The organism is Deferribacter thermophilus, from assembly GCF_049472675.1.
GTDB classification, from domain to species: domain Bacteria; phylum Chrysiogenota; class Deferribacteres; order Deferribacterales; family Deferribacteraceae; genus Deferribacter; species Deferribacter thermophilus.
Map to the genome: position 1 here is coordinate 49,649 of NZ_JAPNXM010000001.1, position 18,610 is coordinate 68,258.

The 18,610-nt window shown below is 32.9% G+C and carries 18 protein-coding genes; 16 read left to right on the forward strand and 2 right to left on the reverse strand.

Features of this window, described 5'->3' with window-relative positions:
* The first annotated feature begins 35 nt into the window (after positions 1-35).
* Positions 36-533: a hypothetical protein gene (locus tag OWM07_RS00235; protein ID WP_423301659.1), complete on the forward strand. Its 498-nt coding sequence runs from the start codon at positions 36-38 to the stop codon at positions 531-533.
* Positions 534-565: 32 nt separating this feature from the next.
* Here the strand turns inward: OWM07_RS00235 and OWM07_RS00240 are convergent, their stop codons facing one another.
* Together OWM07_RS00240 and pta are read right to left on the reverse strand one after the other, a co-directional pair.
* Positions 566-1,813 carry an acetate kinase gene (locus tag OWM07_RS00240; protein ID WP_423301660.1) on the reverse strand — a complete coding sequence of 416 codons (1,248 nt, stop codon included), beginning with the start codon at positions 1,811-1,813 and terminating at the stop codon, positions 566-568.
* A gap of 14 nt (positions 1,814-1,827) precedes the next feature.
* Positions 1,828-2,802: a phosphate acetyltransferase gene (pta, locus tag OWM07_RS00245; protein WP_423301661.1), complete on the reverse strand. Its 975-nt coding sequence runs from the start codon at positions 2,800-2,802 to the stop codon at positions 1,828-1,830.
* Between the two features lie 250 nt (positions 2,803-3,052).
* On the opposite strand from pta, the gene OWM07_RS00250 reads away from it, so the two are divergent.
* The 15 genes from OWM07_RS00250 to ispG all read left to right on the forward strand — a co-directional run bounded on the left by OWM07_RS00250 (position 3,053) and on the right by ispG (position 18,596).
* A complete protein-coding gene (locus tag OWM07_RS00250) occupies positions 3,053-3,952 on the forward strand; it encodes a DMT family transporter (RefSeq protein WP_423301662.1) in 900 nt (299 codons plus the stop codon).
* Complete coding sequence (locus OWM07_RS00255; RefSeq protein ID WP_423301663.1) at positions 3,921-4,823, forward strand: DMT family transporter; 903 nt, start codon at positions 3,921-3,923, stop codon at positions 4,821-4,823. The genes OWM07_RS00250 and OWM07_RS00255 overlap by 32 nt, the downstream gene beginning before the upstream one ends.
* Entirely contained in the window at positions 4,816-5,688 is an 873-nt protein-coding gene (locus OWM07_RS00260; protein ID WP_423301664.1) for a DMT family transporter, read from the forward strand. The genes OWM07_RS00255 and OWM07_RS00260 overlap by 8 nt, the downstream gene beginning before the upstream one ends.
* On the forward strand, positions 5,688-6,641 hold the full coding sequence (gene lgt, locus OWM07_RS00265; RefSeq protein ID WP_423301665.1) for a prolipoprotein diacylglyceryl transferase: 954 nt from the start codon (positions 5,688-5,690) through the stop codon (positions 6,639-6,641). Before OWM07_RS00260 ends, lgt begins: the two co-directional genes overlap by 1 nt.
* Positions 6,641-7,198: an HD domain-containing protein gene (locus tag OWM07_RS00270; protein WP_423301666.1), complete on the forward strand. Its 558-nt coding sequence runs from the start codon at positions 6,641-6,643 to the stop codon at positions 7,196-7,198. The genes lgt and OWM07_RS00270 overlap by 1 nt, the downstream gene beginning before the upstream one ends.
* Positions 7,198-8,229, forward strand: a complete 1,032-nt coding sequence (gene ruvB, locus OWM07_RS00275; RefSeq protein WP_423301667.1) for a Holliday junction branch migration DNA helicase RuvB — start codon at positions 7,198-7,200, stop codon at positions 8,227-8,229. Before OWM07_RS00270 ends, ruvB begins: the two co-directional genes overlap by 1 nt.
* Positions 8,216-9,544, forward strand: a complete 1,329-nt coding sequence (gene radA, locus OWM07_RS00280) for a DNA repair protein RadA (protein ID WP_423301668.1) — start codon at positions 8,216-8,218, stop codon at positions 9,542-9,544. Before ruvB ends, radA begins: the two co-directional genes overlap by 14 nt.
* An 11-nt stretch (positions 9,545-9,555) precedes the next feature.
* Complete coding sequence (locus OWM07_RS00285) at positions 9,556-10,323, forward strand: enoyl-ACP reductase FabI (RefSeq protein ID WP_423301669.1); 768 nt, start codon at positions 9,556-9,558, stop codon at positions 10,321-10,323.
* Between the two features lies 1 nt (position 10,324).
* Positions 10,325-11,410, forward strand: coding sequence for a M20 metallopeptidase family protein (locus OWM07_RS00290; protein ID WP_423301670.1), 1,086 nt, complete (start codon positions 10,325-10,327; stop codon positions 11,408-11,410).
* Positions 11,410-12,519 (forward strand): DNA-processing protein DprA, encoded by a 1,110-nt coding sequence (gene dprA, locus OWM07_RS00295; protein ID WP_423301671.1) that lies wholly within the window; start codon positions 11,410-11,412, stop codon positions 12,517-12,519. Before OWM07_RS00290 ends, dprA begins: the two co-directional genes overlap by 1 nt.
* Positions 12,519-12,932: a DUF494 family protein gene (locus OWM07_RS00300; RefSeq protein ID WP_423301672.1), complete on the forward strand. Its 414-nt coding sequence runs from the start codon at positions 12,519-12,521 to the stop codon at positions 12,930-12,932. The genes dprA and OWM07_RS00300 overlap by 1 nt, the downstream gene beginning before the upstream one ends.
* A 68-nt stretch (positions 12,933-13,000) precedes the next feature.
* Positions 13,001-15,337: a type I DNA topoisomerase gene (gene topA, locus OWM07_RS00305; RefSeq protein ID WP_423301673.1), complete on the forward strand. Its 2,337-nt coding sequence runs from the start codon at positions 13,001-13,003 to the stop codon at positions 15,335-15,337.
* A gap of 7 nt (positions 15,338-15,344) precedes the next feature.
* Positions 15,345-16,646 carry a methylenetetrahydrofolate--tRNA-(uracil(54)-C(5))-methyltransferase (FADH(2)-oxidizing) TrmFO gene (gene trmFO, locus OWM07_RS00310; RefSeq protein WP_423301674.1) on the forward strand — a complete coding sequence of 434 codons (1,302 nt, stop codon included), beginning with the start codon at positions 15,345-15,347 and terminating at the stop codon, positions 16,644-16,646.
* Positions 16,636-17,544, forward strand: coding sequence for a site-specific tyrosine recombinase/integron integrase (xerA, locus tag OWM07_RS00315; RefSeq protein WP_423301675.1), 909 nt, complete (start codon positions 16,636-16,638; stop codon positions 17,542-17,544). Before trmFO ends, xerA begins: the two co-directional genes overlap by 11 nt.
* Positions 17,541-18,596, forward strand: coding sequence for a flavodoxin-dependent (E)-4-hydroxy-3-methylbut-2-enyl-diphosphate synthase (ispG, locus tag OWM07_RS00320; protein ID WP_423301676.1), 1,056 nt, complete (start codon positions 17,541-17,543; stop codon positions 18,594-18,596). The genes xerA and ispG overlap by 4 nt, the downstream gene beginning before the upstream one ends.
* Positions 18,597-18,610 lie beyond the last annotated feature (14 nt).

Here is an 18,610-nt window from a genome sequence, read left to right on the forward strand (position 1 = left end):
CTTTTTTTAAAAAGAATCTTAAGGATGGTATCAGTATGAGAAAAAAAGTTGTTTTAATTTTTATGTTTATTTTTATTTCAACTGTTGTCTTTGCAAATGTTGTTGCAGTTTTTGATGGTAAAAAGATTACCGATGCTGATTTGAAAAATTATGTAAACAATGTTGCTGGTAAAAAATATGATAATTATTTGAAAAGTAAAGATGGAAGAAGGAAATTAGCTGAATTTTATATAGAAAGAGAACTTCTATTAAGTTATGCAAAGTCTATTTACAAAGAAAAAGATATTAATAAATTAAAGCATTCTCATCCAAATTTGGATAATGATACTTTATATTTGCTACATCTTATTGATGATAAGGTTAATGGAAAAATAAAAGTGGACGAGAAAGAACTTGAAAGCTTTATGAAATCAAATGGTATAACAAATAAAAACGAAGCTTTTGCAAAATTATTAAGTATCAAAAGGAAAATATATTACGAGGAACTTATTCAGCGATTAAAAAAGGGTCATAATATTGAATTTTTAGAATAAATTATAAAAAGGGGGCAATTATCCCCCTTTTTTTATTTTAAGAAAGTGTATGGATACTCTGTGTGTTCTTTATAAGTGCCGTTTAGAATTGCAACAACATCTTCTATAAAAACTCTCTCTTCATTTGTTGGTATAACAAATACTTTTACTTTGGAATCTGGAGTTGAAATTTCTGTTTCTCCGTCTTTACTTCTTGTTTTTAAATTTTTCTCTTTATCAATTTTTATCCCAAGCTCTTCTAATCCTTCAAGAGCCATCTGTCTGATAATTCCAGCGTTTTCTCCAACACCAGCAGTAAATACTATCGCATCAACTCTCCCTAATACTGCCATATAGGCACCTATATACTTTTTCAATCTGTAAGCTTCCACTTCTAATGCTATTTTACAGCGCTCATCCCCTTGCTCAGCACCTTCTAATACATCCCTTCTGTCAGTGTATTTGCCTGTGAGTCCTAAAATCCCAGATTTTTTATTGAGGATTGTATCCATCTCTTTAGGCCCTATATCTAAAATTTGCTGCATAAAAAGAGGAATTGCTGGGTCCAAATCTCCACATCTTGTTCCCATTACAGCACCTTCTAACGGAGTAAGACCCATTGATGTATCTACGGATACACCGTTTTTAATAGCTGTATGAGATACACCATTTCCTACGTGCATGGTTATGATGTTGCACTCTTTAGGGTCTTTTCCTAAAAGGACAGCTGCTCTTTTAGATACATACAAATGGCTTGTTCCATGAAACCCATATCTTCTAACACCATATTTTTCATACCATTCATAAGGTACAGCATATAAATATGCATGTCTTGGCATAGTTTGATGAAAGGCTGTATCGAAAATAGCCACATGTGGCACATCAGGTAGTACTTTTTGCGCAGCTCTAATCCCAGCTAGATTTGGTGGATTGTGTAATGGAGCAAGGTGTTGGACTTCTTCTATCGCTTTTATAACTTCATCATCGATAAGTGTACTTCTTTTAAATTTTTCTCCACCATGAACAACCCTGTGTCCAACTGCAGATATTTCTTTTATATCTGATACTACACCTTTTTCTTTACTTGTAAGAGTATGAACTACTAAATTAATAGCGGTGTTGTGGTCATGACACTCATACTCTTCCCTGAGAGTATCTCTTCCTGGAACCTCATGGACGATGAAAGAATCACCAATACCAACCCTTTCTACAACCCCTTTTGCAAGAAGTTTATCATTATCCCAGTCATAAAGTTGATATTTTACTGATGAGCTTCCGCAATTTAAAGCTAAAATTTTCATATTTTACCCCCCTGTTAATTTGCCTGTAGTGATGTTATTACTGCAACATTTACTATATCCATATATTTACAACCTCTAGATAAATCGTTTACAGGTTTCTTCAATCCTTGGATAATTGGACCGATTGCCTCTGCTGAAGCAATCCTTTCGACTAATTTGTAAGCAATATTTCCTGCATCCAAATCAGGAAAGATTAAAACATTTGCACTGCCTGCAACAGAACTACCTGGTGCTTTTCTTTCACCTACAGCTTTAACTAATGCGGCATCAGCTTGAAGCTCACCATCAACTTTTAAATCTGGTGCAAGCTCTTTTACTATTTCTGTAGCTTTTACCACTTTATCTACATCAGGGTGGCTTGCACTCCCTTTAGTGGAAAAACTAAGCATTGCTATTCTTGGCTCTTCTCCTAAGAAAGCTTTGCAACTATCAGCGGTAGCTACTGCTATTTCTGCAAGTACCCTTGCATCAGGGTTAGGATTTACTGCACAATCTGCAAAAAGGATTGCTCCATCTTTACCAAACTCTTTTTTTGGAGTAACCATAATAAAGCAGCTTGAAACAGTATTCATTCCAGGTTTTGTCCCTATTACTCTGATGGCAGCCCTTAAAACATCAGCAGTTGTATGGCAGGCACCTGTCACAGCCCCATCAGCATACCCTTTTTCAACAAGCATACATCCAAAGTAGTTTACATCTTTCATGGTCTCTAAAGCTTCTTCTTCAGTTATCCCTTTGTTTTTCCTTTTTTCGTAATAAGTTTGAGCAAATTCTTGTAGATAGCTTGATGTTTCTGGATTGATAATTTCAATGCCAGGTTTTAATTTATCTTTTAACTCATTTTCGTTTCCTAAAACGATTACTTGTGCCAATTTGTTTTCAAGTAGAGTGTTTGCAGCATCAATGATCCTTTCATCGTTTCCTTCTGGTAGTACAATAGTTTTTTGAAGCTCTTTAGCTTTTTCCCAATAATTTTGCATTAAGCTCATAATTGCCTCCTTTGAAATAAAATTATATTTTATTTTAGGTTGAGATTATAAAAGTGTCAAGCGATAATGTAAAAAATTTAGTGAACTTAAAACAGGTTATGGCTTTTGGTGTAAAATGTATTGTTTTAAAACAAATGAATAATCATTTTAGGTGCAAATATTAAAATTTTAGATTTTATATCAGAAATTATAAAGTTGTAAAATAAAAATTAATAATATATAAAAATGTCAAAAAGGAGTAAATATCTTTATGCAGGCAATATTTTTTAAAGGGAGCTTATTGGCAATAATTTCCTCTTTTTGTTTTGCCACTTTAGCAATTTTTGCAAAGATTGGTTATTTAAAAGGGTATAATACTAACACATTATTATTTTATAGATTTTTATTTGGAACAGTAATTTTTTTACTTTACATTTTGATAAAGGATAGAAACCTTTTGAGAATATCAAAACAGAATCTTTTTTTATGTTTTATTGTTGGCTTTGTTCTTTATGGTTTGCAAGCTACTTTTTTTTTCTTATCTGTAAAGCTCATTGGTGCTTCTATGACTTCATTTATACTCTATATGTACCCTTTTACTGTTACAATTTTAGCTGCATTAATATATAAAAATAGGATTGATAAAATATCTGTTTTTGCTCTTATTATCATAGGGTTGGGAATTTTGTTTATTTTTTATGATGTAATAAATTTTAATATTCCATTAATCAATGTATCGATGGGAATTTTGGCAATGTTAACTTTTACCTGCTATCTTTTGACTGTGCAAAAAGTTTTAACTAAACTCAACTACTATACATTTACTTTTTATGTTCTTTTGTTTGCTCTGTTTTTTTATATTTTTTTTGGTTTTAAGGGTATAGGAACTATAGCGATGAAAGATTTGCCTTTTCTTTTCTTGTTAGGTTTAATTCCAACATCTTTGGGGATTATATTGCTTTATAAAGCTATACAGTTTATTGGTAGTAGTTATGTTTCCATATTTTCATCAATTGAGCCTTTTGCTACTTTATTGATGTCATTTCTGTTATTTAAAGAAAAGATGGGGTTGTTTCAATTTGTTGGTGGAATTTTGTTAGTTTTTGGTATTATATTGCCAAATAGTTACAGGATAATTTATGAGAGAAAAGTTAAGAGAGTATATTGCTGATTTATCACTTATTTTTATAAGTCTTATATGGGGTTCTACTTTTGTTATCATTAAAGAAGCTATTGAAGATGTAGATGTCTTTAGTTTTTTAACAATTAGATTTGGGTTAGCGACGATAATTATGCTTTTGTTTGTATTCAAAAGAGTAGATAAATTGAGAGATTCCTTTGTCCCTGGTTTGTTTTTGGGTTTGACACTTTTTGCTGTTTTTGCTTTTCAAACAGTAGGTTTGAAATATACACTTGCTTCGATTGCAGGGTTTTTAACTGGTTTATATGTTATATTTGTACCAATTTTAAGTGTGATTTTTTTGAAACAAATCCCAAGAATCACCTCTATAATAGGTGTAATTTTTGCTTTGAGTGGTCTATATATGATATCTTTTTATGGTGAAGTTGCAGAGTTTAATATTGGTATAATATTTCTTATTCTAAATGCTTTTTTTATCGCTATACATATAATTTTGATAGATATTTATTCGAAAAAATATGATGTGGTTATTTTAACTTTTATTCAGTTTTTAGTGATTTTTGTTTTATCTTTTCTTTTTTCACTTCTGTTTAAAGAAAACTTATTTAAAATTACTTTTGATGGAGAGCTGATATTTGCGTTTATATTAACAGGCGTTTTTGCTACTGTGGTGGCTTTTTTCATTCAAATATTGATGCAAAAATATACTACACCGACAAAGGCTGCTTTGATATTTACTTTTGAGCCTGTATCAGCTGCATTTTTTGGTTATCTAATAGGGGCTGAGATACTTACCTTTAAGCAATATATTGGTTCTTTTCTTATTTTACTTTCAATAATAATTTCTGAAGTAAGCCCATTTTTATTGAGAAAATATTTCAATAGGGGAATAAATGGTTAGGGTTTACCTTGTTTTACTATTTGGTATAATATCTGTTTCGTTTGCTGCAATTTTTGTAAGGTTTTGTGAAGATGTACCTTCAATAATGATAGCAACATATAGGCTTGTGATTGCTTCTACCATTTTAATTATTATTTATTTCAGAAAAGGTGGTAAAAGGTTTGATTTTCAAAAAGTGGATTTTATTTATGGCTTTGCTGGTGGTTTATTTTTAGCTTTGCATTTTGTTACATGGTTTCAATCGTTAAAATATACTTCTGTTGCAAGTAGTGTTGTTTTACTATCTACTGGTCCTATATTTGTGGCAATTTTATCTTATGTTATATTAAAGGAGAAGCAGAGCAAAGAGATAATAATTGCCATTATTCTGGCAATAGCTGGATCTGCAATATTAGCTTTGGGTGATTCAAATGCAGATTTTGCTTTTGGAGAAAAGGCACTTATCGGGGATTTTTTGGCAATATCATCGGCATTTTTTGTAAGTCTTTATTTAATGGTGGGTAGCAAACTAAGAGAAAAAATGGATATTTTAAGCTACATAGTTTTGGTGTATACTTTTGCAGCAGTAATTTTATTGATAACTTCCATTTTAATGCAAATCCCTTTTACTGGTTACAGCGTAAAATCTTATATTTTTATGGTCTTGTTAGCTGTGGTATCGCAAAACTTGGGTCATACAGCTTTTAATTGGGCTTTAAAGTATATTAAAACAAGTGTGGTTTCTCTTACCACCCTTGGTGAGCCTGTTATAGCTTCATTTTTAGCTTATATCTTTTTTGGTGAGACTATTGACAAGTTTAAATTTATTGGAATAATTTTAATATTTGTAGCAATAATATTTGGCTCAAGAAAGGGGGAAAAATAGTGTTCCCGTATATATTCAAAATAGGTGTATTTGAGCTTAGGGTTTACAGTTTGATGTATTTGATTGGGATTTTAATGACTTTATATTTCGTCAAAAAAAAGGGGCAAAAGCTTGGTTTCTCTAAGGAGTTAATAGAAAATTTGATAATTGTCACTTTTTTAGGTGCTATTATAGGAGCAAGAATCTATTATGTAATTTTGAAATGGGATTTTTACAGTAGATATCCAAAAGAGATTATTGCAATATGGCATGGTGGACTTGCTATTCATGGTGGTATTATAGGAGGGATAATTGCTGCATATTTATATTGTAAAAAATATGGGATAAAAATTTTTCAATATGGGGATATGGTTTTACCTTTTTTATTAATATCTCAAGGGATTGGAAGATTTGGCAATTTTGCAAATGGTGAAGCTCATGGGGTACCCACTATTACTCCACCATCGATTATATTTAAAGTTAAAAATGTTTTTCCAGAATTCTGGAGTACGGTTTTAAAAACCTTTGGTTTGAAAAACCATCCAGTCGAAGTCTCTAAATTAATGGATTTAATAAAAGAAAAAGGTGCGTTGACTGTGCAATTTCAAGGAAAAATTTATGAATTAAAAGAGTATGTCCCTTGGGGGATTAGTTTTTCTCCAAAATATAATCCTCCAGCTTATCAGGACTTTGGAACATTGCCTGTGCATCCCACATTTTTTTATGAAATGATATTAAATTTTATATGTGGATATTTTCTTATTAGACTTTGGAAAGATGACAATAATATTGGAAAAGGTGTGATTTCTGGATTGTATCTTATCTTTTATGGTGTCATTAGAGGGTTTGTAACTTGCTTTAGAGCAGATGATTTGATGATAGGGTTTTTGAGAGCTCCGCATCTTGCAAGTATTATTATGATTGTTATAGGTTCAATTTTGGTTTATAAAGGTAAAAATAAAGGGGGTATTTGATGAATATTAGTAGGGAGGAAGCTTATAAATTGCTAACAGAATATACTAAAAGTGATAGTCTTATAAAGCATGCTTTAGCTGTAGAAACTGCAATGAGAGCTTATGCAGAAAAATTTGGTGAAGATGTGGAAAAGTGGGGGGTTGTGGGTTTGCTTCACGATTTTGACTATGAAAAATACCCTTCTGAAAATGAGCATCCCTATAAAGGTGCAGAGATTCTAAAAGAAAAAGGCTATCCAGAAGATATAATAGAGGCTATTTTAGGTCATGCAGATTATACTGGTGTTGAAAGAAAAACTTTGATGGCTAAAACACTTTTTGCTGTAGATGAGCTTTCAGGTTTTTTACTTGCCTGTGCTTATGTAAGACCAGATAAAAAAATAGCAAATGTGAAAGTTAAAAGTGTAAAGAAAAAACTAAAAGATAAATCGTTTGCAAGGGGTGTAAATAGAGAGGACATCTATAAAGGGGTAGAAGAGTTAGGTGTGGATCTGGATGAGCATATCGCCTTTTTAATAGAAGCTTTGTCCAAAAATGCTGATATTTTGGGTGTTTAATGAGAGAAATGTTTGATCCAGAAAGAAGGGAAGAGGATATTCAGGGGATTCATATAAGACCAAATAGTTTTGATGAGTATGTTGGTCAGAAAAAGATTATAGAAAATCTTAAAATATTTGTTGAAGCAGCTAAAAAGAGAGGAGAGCCGTTAGATCACTGTCTTATTTATGGGCCTCCAGGGCTTGGGAAAACTACTTTAGCAAATATTATAGCAAACGAGCTTGGTGTAAGTATAAAATCTACTAGTGGCCCTACTATTGAAAAACCAGGTGATTTAGCTGCGATACTGACCAATCTTTCGGAAGGTGATGTTTTGTTTATTGATGAAATTCATAGATTACATACATCTGTTGAGGAAATACTGTATCCTGCTATGGAGGATTTTAAACTTGACATAATTATAGGTCAGGGGCCAGCTGCAAGGACTATAAAAATTGATTTACCAAAATTTACTTTAATCGGTGCAACTACAAGAGCAGGCTTACTAACTTCGCCTCTTAGGGATAGATTTGGGATGATATTTAGATTGGATTTTTATGATGTTGATGAGCTTAAACAAATAGTTTTAAGAGGGGCAAAAGTATTGGGGGTGAAAATAGATGATAGTGCCGCGATGGTTATTGCCTCAAGATGTCGTGGTACACCAAGGATAGCCCATAGAATTTTGCGTAGAGTTAGAGATTTCGCAGAAATTATGAATGATGGTGTAGTTACTAAAGAGATTGCAGATTTTGGGCTAAATCGTCTTGAAATAGATAGTGCTGGACTTGACATAAATGATAGAAACTTTTTGTTAGCAATTATTGAAAAGTATAATGGGGGACCTGTGGGTATTGAAACTTTGTCAGCTACCCTTTCAGAGGAGAAGGATACTTTGGAGGATGTGATAGAACCTTATCTTATTTATAAAGGTTTTATTAAAAAGACTCCAAGAGGTAGGGTAGTTACACCGCTTGCTTATGAACATTTGAATATCCCTTTTAAAGGGTACCAGATGACAATAGAAGAGTTTTTGGATGAAGAAGAGTAAAACCTCTTTTGTCTGTCAGGTCTGCGGCTATAAAACACCAAAATGGGTTGGAAAATGCAGTGAATGTAGTAGCTGGAATAGCTTTGTGGAAGAAATTGAAGAGTCACAAAGTGAAATTAGAAAGAAAAGAAATGGATTAGAAATAAAGAGAATATCTGAAATAGAAGGTGTTGAAACTGAAAGATTTAGTACCGGAATTAATGAGTTTGATCAGGTTTTAGGAGGAGGGGTTGTAAAAGGTGGCGTAGTTTTAATAGGTGGTGAACCTGGTATTGGTAAATCAACAATTATGCTACAAATATCTGATAAATTATCAAAACTTGGGAAAAGAGTCATTTATTTCAGTGGTGAGGAATCCTTAACACAGTTAAAACTTAGGTGTGATAGATTGAATATTAATGGTGATGAGCTATATTTTTCTGCGACAAATAATATAGAAGATGTTTTGGATTCATTGAGTGATAAAAGAGCTGATGTGATTATAATTGACTCTATACAAACAATTTATTCTTCGGAAATCTCATCTGCTGCAGGAACAGTTAGCCAGGTAAAATATGTAACACATAAGTTGGTAGAGTTTGCAAAAAGCAAGGGTATTTCGGTATTTATAGTAGGGCAGGTAACAAAAGATGGTGTTATTGCTGGACCTAAGGTTTTAGAGCATTTAGTAGATACAGTGCTTTATTTTGAAGGGGACTATGAAAGAGGTTTGAGAATTTTAAGAGCTGTAAAAAACAGGTTTGGTTCCACCAATGAGGTGGGGCTTTTTGAAATGTCAGGTAAAGGGCTCATTGAATACAGATCAAGTAGTTTTATTGATAATAACAGTGATGCCCCAGGTAGGGCTCTTACAGTTGTAATGGAAGGGACAAGAGCTTTTTTGGTGGAAATACAAGCGCTTGTTTCGCAAACATATTTTAATTATCCAAAGAGGAATGTAACTGGATTTGATTTGAATAGGTTAAATATGTTGCTTGCTATTTTGGAAAAGAAATGTGGGTTTAATTTGTCTACCTGTGATGTTTATTTGAATATAGTTGGAGGTTTGAAAATAACGGAGCCTTCAGTTGATTTGGCAGTCTGTGCTGCGATAATTTCTTCTTTTAGGGATAATGTCTTAGAAAGAGGGATGTTATTTCTTGGTGAGGTTGGATTGACAGGAGAGGTAAGGATACCTTCTTTTTTGGATATTAGATTAAAGGAAGCAAAACGCTTTAGTATAAATAAGATAGTAGGTAATCTGAATACAATTTCAGACAAATCGGTTGAACTGTTATCTATAAAACATATAAATGAGTTAGTAAATTATATTTAGGAGGTTTGATAATGGGATTGTTAGAAGGTAAAAAAGCATTAATTTTTGGAGTAGCAAATAATAAATCTATTGCTTATGCAATTGCAAAGAGATTTAAAGAGGAAGGAGCAGAGTTAGGCTTTACTTATGCATCCGAACCTTTGGAAAAAAGGGTTAAGCCTATTTCTGAAGAGCTTGGTGGTAAATTTTGTGTTAAATGTGATGTTACAAATGAGTTGGAGTTAGAAGAAACATTTAAGGTTGTAGAAAAAGAGTTTGGAAAGTTTGATATACTTGTTCACTCTATTGCTTATGCGCCTGCAGAGGACTTGAAAGGTAGATTTATCGATACAAGTAGAGAAGGGTTTTTAACTGCAATGGAGGTAAGTGCTTATTCTCTTGTAAAGCTTGCCAAATTATCAGAACCTTTAATGAATGAAGAGGGCTCAATAGTAACTATGACCTATTATGGCTCAGTAAAAGTAGTTAAAAATTACAATGTTATGGGGGTTGCAAAAGCTGCATTAGAGGCTTCGGTTAGATATTTAGCAAATGAGCTTGGTGAGAAAAAAATCAGAGTAAATGCTATTTCTGCAGGTCCAATAAAAACTTTGGCAGCAAGCGGTGTTGCTGGATTTAGATCAATTTTGTCATTGATTGAGGAGAGAGCACCATTAAGAAGAAATGTTACTCAAGATGATGTGGCAAAGGCGGCACTTTTCCTTTGTAGTGATTTGGCAAGTGGTGTTACAGGTGATATATTGTATGTGGATAGTGGATACAATATTTTAGGGTTATAATATGTTAAATTACGAAATATTGCATGATTTGGAAAATTTGGCTGAAGTATCCTTTAATGAGTTTAAGACAACAGAGTATATTAAAAATTTTTTAAACAATAACGGCATCAAAATTGATAAGGTTTTAAAAACAGGGTGTTTTGGGACAATTGATTTTGGTAAATCTAAAACAGTTGCTATTAGAGCTGATATAGATGCTTTGCCTGTTAATGCAGAAAAAACTGAGGCAAAGCATCTTTGTGGCCATCATCTTCATACCTCTGCCTTATTATTAGTGTTAAAGAAAATATCTACTGGAGAAATCAAACCGAATGTAAATATAAGATATATTTTTCAACCTGCAGAAGAGATAATTTCTGGAGCAAAATTGATAATTCAAGAAGGTGGGCTTGATGGAGTAAGTGAGATTTATGGTATCCATGTTGATCCAGAAATTGAGCTTGGTGCATATGGGATTAAGCCTGGTGAATTGATGGCTGGTTCAAATCATTTTCATATAATTCTAACAGGGAAAGGCACACATGGGGCTTATCCGCACATGGGGAATGACCTGATTGTAGCTGCTGCTGATCTTATTAATTTGGCTCAAAAGATTGTTTCAAGGAAAATCAATCCACTTTACGAATCATTGATAACTTTTGGAAAAATTGAAGGTGGCACTGCAGGTAATATTTTACCATCAGAGTTAAGGATTGATGGTACTTTTAGGTACTTTAAAAATGAGTTATTAGAATTTCTAAAATCTGAGTTAAAAAATTGTTGTAAATCTATTGAGGAGTTTTACAAGATAAAAATAGACTTAGTTATAGAGGATGGAACACCACCAGTGATTAATGATGAAGGTTTATCATTAAAAATGATAGATTTATTTGAAAATAATGGTGAAAAAGTTTTTAAAAATATTCCAAAAACAATGGGTGGAGAAGATTTTGCGCTTTATCAAAGACTTATACCAGGAGTATTTGCTAGGGTTGGGATCAAAGAAGGGGGTAAAGTCGTTCCTTTACATAATATAAACTTTAAAGTCCCAGATAGGGCACTTGATAGTGCAGTGAGATTTTGGGAGATATTATTAAATAATATTTGATGGAGTCAAATAGAAAATTATTGTTAAAAAACTATTTATTGTTAAAATCTATAAAAGGTATTTCTGACAATATCATAGTAAATTTAATTAAGAAATATGGTTCATTATTCGATATTTTCGAAAGAGATTTTGAAGAATTAAAAACTGATTTTGGTGAAAAGATTGCTACTTTGATAAAGCATAGTTTTCTAAATTATGAATCTGTAAATAATGAAATTGAATTGATAAACAAATACAAAGCTAAAATGTTGCTTTATGAGGATGATAACTATCCTGAGTTGCTAAAACGGATTTCAAACCCTCCAGCCTTTTTATATTGTTTTGGTGATATCAGTGTTTTAGATAAACCGATGATTGCTGTAGTTGGCTCAAGAAGAGCAAGCAAAAGAGGGTTGAGATTTGCAGAAAGATTAGGGATGGATCTCGCTGAAGTGGGTATCAATGTTGTTAGTGGATTTGCTGCTGGTATTGACATAGCTGTTCATATTGGGGCAATGAAGAAAGGGGTAACAACTGCTGTCCTTGGCAACGGTTTAAGATATATTTACCCTGAGAGCAATAAAAAATATTTTAAAGATATAGTTAACAAAGGGTGTGTATTAACAGAATTTTCGATAAATACGAAACCTGATCCATATAATTTTCCTCGTAGAAACAGGATAATAGCTGGACTTTCTTATGGAGTAGTTGTAGTTGAGGCTGCTGAGAAAAGTGGTTCTCTAATAACAGCAAGGCTTGCAATGGAAGAAAATAGAGAAGTTTATGCTGTTCCTATGTGGCCTGAAGAGAAAAATAGAGGTGCAAATAAGCTTTTAAGAGAAGGAGCTAAACTTTTAGAGAGTTATTATGATGTATTAGAAGATATTGTTAAGTATGTGGATAATATTAAAATAATTGACAAAGAGGAGAATAAAACTAATATAAATTTTGAAGATGCTTTGGAAGAAAAGATATACAATGCATTGTCATTATCTCCAAAAAATATTGATGAGCTTTGTTTATCACTTGACATAGATTATGTTACTATTATGAATAAGATTTCTATGATGGAGCTAAAGGGGTTTGTTTATTCTGAATATGATGGGAAATATTATGTCAGGAGTAATTGATGGATAAGATTTTAATTGCATTAAATATGATAGTGGATTTTGTGGAAAATTATGAATTGGTAGATGAGTTAGATATTGCTACAATGCTTTATAAATCTGGCTTTGAAAGCTATGAAATAAGACAAGTGTTTAGTTATCTTGATTTTGGTAATTTTACACCAGCAAACGGCGTAAGATATTTTTCAAAGTCTGAGAAAGAAAAATTTACAGAAGCTGGTATGCAATATATTCAGAAATTACAACTTTCAGGTGCTGTAGATCTTTTAGTAATAGAAGAGTTAATAGATAGGTGTATGGATTCAGATGGAAAGGTTGATGTAGAAAATATTAAACAAACGCTTTTGTATATTTTGATAGAGAGAAGAAAATTGGTTGATTTTAATAATGGCAATATTGATGAGTTTGATAATTAGTTTTTCATCTTCAATTTTTTCTAAAGCAGAAAATCTGATAATATTTTTATTAAATGAAAGGGGGAAGGATGTCTAAGAATCTGGTGATTGTAGAGTCTCCTGCTAAGGCAAGGACAATAGAGAAATATTTAGGAAAAGATTTCAAAGTAATGGCAAGTGTTGGACATATTAAAGATTTGCCCGAAAATGAGCTTGGTGTGGATATAGAAAATGGATTTAAACCAAAATATCAAGTTATCAAAGGGAAAAATAAAATAATTAATGCAATAAAAAAAGAGGCTGAAAGGAGTGATAAGGTTTACCTTGCTCCTGACCCAGATAGAGAAGGGGAGGCAATAGCTTGGCATATTGCTGAAGAAGTTAAAAAGAAAAATCCTAATATTATGCGTGTAGAGTTTCATGAAATTACAAAAAAAGGTATTACAGAAGGGATATCAAATCCAAAAGAAATTAATATTCAAAGGGTAAATGCTCAACAATCAAGAAGGATTCTTGATAGACTTGTTGGTTATCTTGTGAGCCCTCTTTTGTGGAAACCTTTAAAGTACGGTTTATCAGCAGGAAGAGTGCAGAGTGTGGCTCTTCGTCTAATATGTGAGCGTGAAGAGGAAATAGAAAAGTTTGTCCCTAAAGAATATCATTTAGTTGATGGTATTTTCTTGTGTAATAATTATGAAATTAAAGCGAGATTAGAGAAAAAGAATGGTAAAAAGTTTGAATTAAATACTCTAGAGGAGGTCGATAATTTTAAAAAAGAGATTGAAGATCATGAGTTTTATGTCTCAAAGGTTGAGAAGAAAGAGGTCAAACAGTTAGCTCCTCTACCTTTTATTACATCCACATTACAGCAGGAAGCTGCAAGGAAGCTAAGCTTTTCTGCAAAAAAAACGATGATGATTGCTCAACAACTTTATGAGGGGGTTGAGCTTGGAGCTGAAGGGCCTACGGGTTTAATTACTTATATGCGTACAGATTCTACAAGAGTTTCTGATGACGCTAAAAGTGAAGCTCAAAATTATATATTAAAAATATTTGGAGAAAAGTATTGCAGTAATGAAAAAAGGGAATCAAAGAAAAAACAAAATATTCAAGATGCTCATGAGGCTATCAGGCCAACATCTGTTTTACGAGATCCTGAGTCGGTGAAAGATTATCTAACCCAAGACCAATATAAACTTTATAAATTAATTTGGGAAAGATTTGTGGCTAGCCAGATGTCACCAGCGGTTTTTGATAAAAGTACAATAGAGATAAGTGATGGAGTTTACACCTTTGTTGCAAGAGGGAAGATTTTAAAATTTGATGGGTTTATGAAACTTTATGTTGAGGGGAAAGACAACGAATCTGAAAATGATGAAGAAGGGGTTATCCCTGATGTTAAAGAATCTGATTTAGCAATATTAAAAGAGATAATTTCTAAGCAGATGTTTACTACACCACCTCCAAGATTTACAGAAGCAACACTTGTAAAAACCTTAGAACAAAAAGGGATTGGTAGACCTTCTACCTATGCAACGATTATTTCTACCATTGTAGATAGAGGCTATGTAGAGGTGAAAGAACGCCGTTTTTATCCAACGGAGCTTGGCAGGATAGTAAATAAACTTTTGACTACAAATTTTCCGAAGATTTTTGATGTAAAATTTACAGCCGAAATGGAAAAGGATTTGGATCAGGTGGAAAAGGGTGAGATTGATTGGAAAAAGGTGTTATCAGATTTTTACAGTAGTTTTGAGCAGGAGTTAAAGAAGGCTGAAAATAAACTTGTGATGGATTTGCGTATTGACAAAAAATGCCCAGAATGTGGGAGCGATTTGATTATAAAATATGGTAAAAATGGGCCTTTTGTAGCCTGTGAAAATTATCCAGACTGTAAATATACTTCAGATTTTAAAAGGGGTGAAAACGGTTTAATAGAACTTGTGGAAAGAAAAAATGGTGAGTCAACAGGACTAAAATGTGAAAAATGTGGCAGTGAAATGGTAATTAAAAAAAGCAGGTTTGGAGAGATCCTTGCGTGCAGTGGATATCCAGAATGTAAAAATATAAAAAATTTTATCAGGCTTAAAGATGGGATAAAAGTGATTGAAAAGAACGAAAAGATTGATGAGAAATGCCCAGAATGTGGTGGCAACCTGTTTATAAAAAAAGGGAGAAATGGTTTATTCTTGGGTTGTGAAAATTATCCAGGATGTAAATTTACTGCAAATTTCAGAGTTGAGGAAGACAAAATTATCTCAGTTATAAAAAAGGTAGATGATATCACTTGCGAAAAATGTGGCGGAAAAATGGTTTTAAAAAGGAGTAGAAGGGGTAGTTTTTTTGCCTGTGAAAACTATCCAGAATGCAAAAATACAAAAAGTGCTATCACCTTAGAGGATGGCACAATCACAGTAAAAAAATAGGGTAATTATGGATAAAAGGGTAACGATAATTGGTGGTGGACTTGCAGGGAGCGAGCTTGCATTTCAACTTGCCGAAAGTGGTATAAAAGTGGTTTTATACGAGATGAGGCCTAAAAAGATGACTGAGGCTCATGAAACAGGTTTTCTAGGTGAACTACTTTGCTCAAATTCTCTAAAGGCTGAGTCGCTGGATACTGCATCAGGTTTATTAAAAGCTGAAATGGAAATGCTTAATAGTTTGATTATTAAAGTTGCAAAGAAAAATAGAGTACCAGCAGGAAACGCCCTTGCAGTAGATAGAGAAAAGTTTGCAAGAGAGATTACAAATATTTTAGAAAATCATGAAAATATAAAAGTTATCAGAGAAGAAGTAAAATCGTTACCAAAAGATAGACCACTTGTTGTTGCTTCTGGGCCTCTTACTTCACAAAGTTTATCAAAAGAGCTAAAGAATCTTTTTGGTGGTGAGCTATATTTTTATGATGCCATCTCACCAATTGTTGATGCAGAATCCATTGATTATTCAAAATGTTTCTTCAAAAGTAGATACAACAAAGGGGAAAGTGATTATCTCAACTGCCCAATGACAGAGGAGGAGTTTGATCGTTTTTATGATGCACTGATGAAAGCTGAAAAGGTGGAGTTTAGAGATTTTGAAAAAGGTGCAGTTTTTGAAGGGTGTATGCCGATAGAGGAGCTTGCAGCTCGTGGTAAGCAAACTTTACTATTTGGCCCCATGAGACCTGTAGGGCTTGAGCATCCAGAAACTGGTGAAAAATACTATGCAGTAGTTCAACTTAGAAAAGAGGATGTAGAGGGGAGAGCATACAATATTGTTGGTTTCCAAACTAAAATGAAAATTGGAGCTCAAAAAGAGGTTTTTAGACTTATACCTGGGCTTGAGAATGCAGAATTTTTGAGATATGGCTCAATTCATAGAAATACCTATGTGAGAGCCTGCGATTATTTAGATGCTTTTTTTAGATACAAAAATGACTTGCTCTTCTTTGCTGGGCAAATTACAGGTGTGGAAGGGTATATCGAATCAGCAGCTACATCACTTATTATAGCAAAATTTTTAGTAAACTATTTTAATGGCAAAAATATAAAACCTTTTCCAGAAACTACAGCACTTGGTGCATTATCAAGATATGTTTCAACTAATAAAAAAGATTATGTACCGAGCAACTTTCATTTTGGAATGCTCCCATCTTTAGATAAAAAGATAAGAGATAAAAAGAAAAAAAAGTTGGAAATGAGTAATAGAGCACTAAAAGACTTGAAAGAGTATTTAGAAAGTGAAGCTTAAAGAGGCTATTTTATATTTTGAAAACTATTTGATAAACGAAAGACAGGTCAGTAGCCATACTGTAAAGTCTTATTTGAATGATTTAAATGATTTAATTACATATTTTGAAGATGAAGAAGTAGATTTAGACGAAATTGATTATTTTTCTCTCAGGATGTTTGTTTCATATTTACATGAAAAAGGTTTTTCTAAAAGCAGTATTGAGCGAAAAGTAGCTACATTGAGGTCATTTTATAAATTTTTAATAAAAAAAGGTTATTGTGAAGAGAACCCAGCAAGGATGATAAAATTTCCAAAAAAGGATAAAAAACTTTTTACCGTATTCGATATAGATACTATTTTTTCTTTACTTGAACTGCCTGATAAAGAAACCCCTTTAGGTATTCGTGATGCTCTGATTTTGGAGTTTTTGTATGGGACTGGGGTTAGGGTTTCAGAGCTTGTTAACATAAAACTTGATGATATAGATTTTGGGGGAATGAGGGTTAGAATTTTTGGTAAAGGGAAAAAGATGAGGGTTATCCCTCTTTCTGATTATATTATGGATTTGATAAAAAAATATTTATATGTAAGAGAAGATATTGTTCAAAAAGGTGTAGTAAACACAGACCATCTTTTTATAAATAAATTTGGGACAGCACTTACCGATAGATCAGTAAGGAGAATAGTTGACAAATACCTTAAAATTGCTGGACTTCCTTTAAATTATAGCCCTCATTCATTTAGGCATACTTTTGCAACACATCTTCTTGAAAATGGAGCTGATTTGAGGACTATTCAAAAATTGCTTGGGCATTCAAGTCTTGCTACAACACAAAAATACACACACCTAAATTTATCTGAGATACTCAAAGTATATGATAAAACACACCCTTATGGCAAAGGTGAACTTAAATGAGAAAAAAAACAAAGGTTATAAAGCTTGGCAATTTAAAAATTGGTGGGGATAATCCTATAACTGTTCAATCTATGACCAATACTGATACAAGAGATATTGAGGCCACAATTAATCAGATTAAATTGTTGGAAAGTGCTGGCTGTGAAATTATTAGGGTAGCAGTTGTTGATGAAGAGGCAGCCAAATCTATTAGGTTTATAAAAGATAAGATTAAAATTCCACTTATTGCTGATATCCATTTTGATTATAGGCTGGCTATACTTTCAATGGAAAATGGCGCAGATGGGATTAGGATTAATCCTGGAAATATTGGTAAAGCTGTATATGTAAAAAAAGTTATAGATGCTGCAAAGATGCACGATGTGGCAATCAGGATTGGGGTAAACTCAGGTTCGCTTGAAAAAGAGTTAAAGTCAAAATATGGTGTTTCTGCAAAGGCAATGGTGGAATCAGCGTTGAAGTACCAGCAGTTTTTTGAAGACAATGGATTTGAAAATATGAAATTTTCTCTTAAAGCTAGCAATGTGATGATGACTATCGAAGCATATAGAGAATTTTCTAAAAGGTCTGATTACCCTCTTCATCTTGGTGTTACTGAAGCTGGAACATTTTTTTCAGGTACAATTAAGTCAGCAGTTGGCATTGGGACGCTTTTAGCAGAGGGGATAGGTGATACTTTGAGAGTTTCTTTGACAGCTGACCCTCTAGAAGAGGTAAGAGTAGGCTTTGAAATTTTAAAAGCTCTTGGTTTAAGAGAAAGAGGGGTAGATATCATTTCTTGCCCAACCTGTGGTAGGTGTGAGATAAATTTGGTAGAGCTTGCAGAGAAGGTTGAAAAGGCTCTTGTGGTTTTTGATAAAAAGATTTCGGTTGCTGTGATGGGGTGTCCTGTTAATGGACCAGGTGAGGCAAGAGAAGCTGATTATGGTATAGCTGGAGGTAGAGGGGTGGGCATAATATTTAAAAAAGGTAAAGTAGTAAAAAAGGTTAAAGAAGAAGATTTACTGGATGAGTTTTTAAAAATTTTAAATGAAGATTTGCAGTATAAATAGTTAGAGGATGTTAT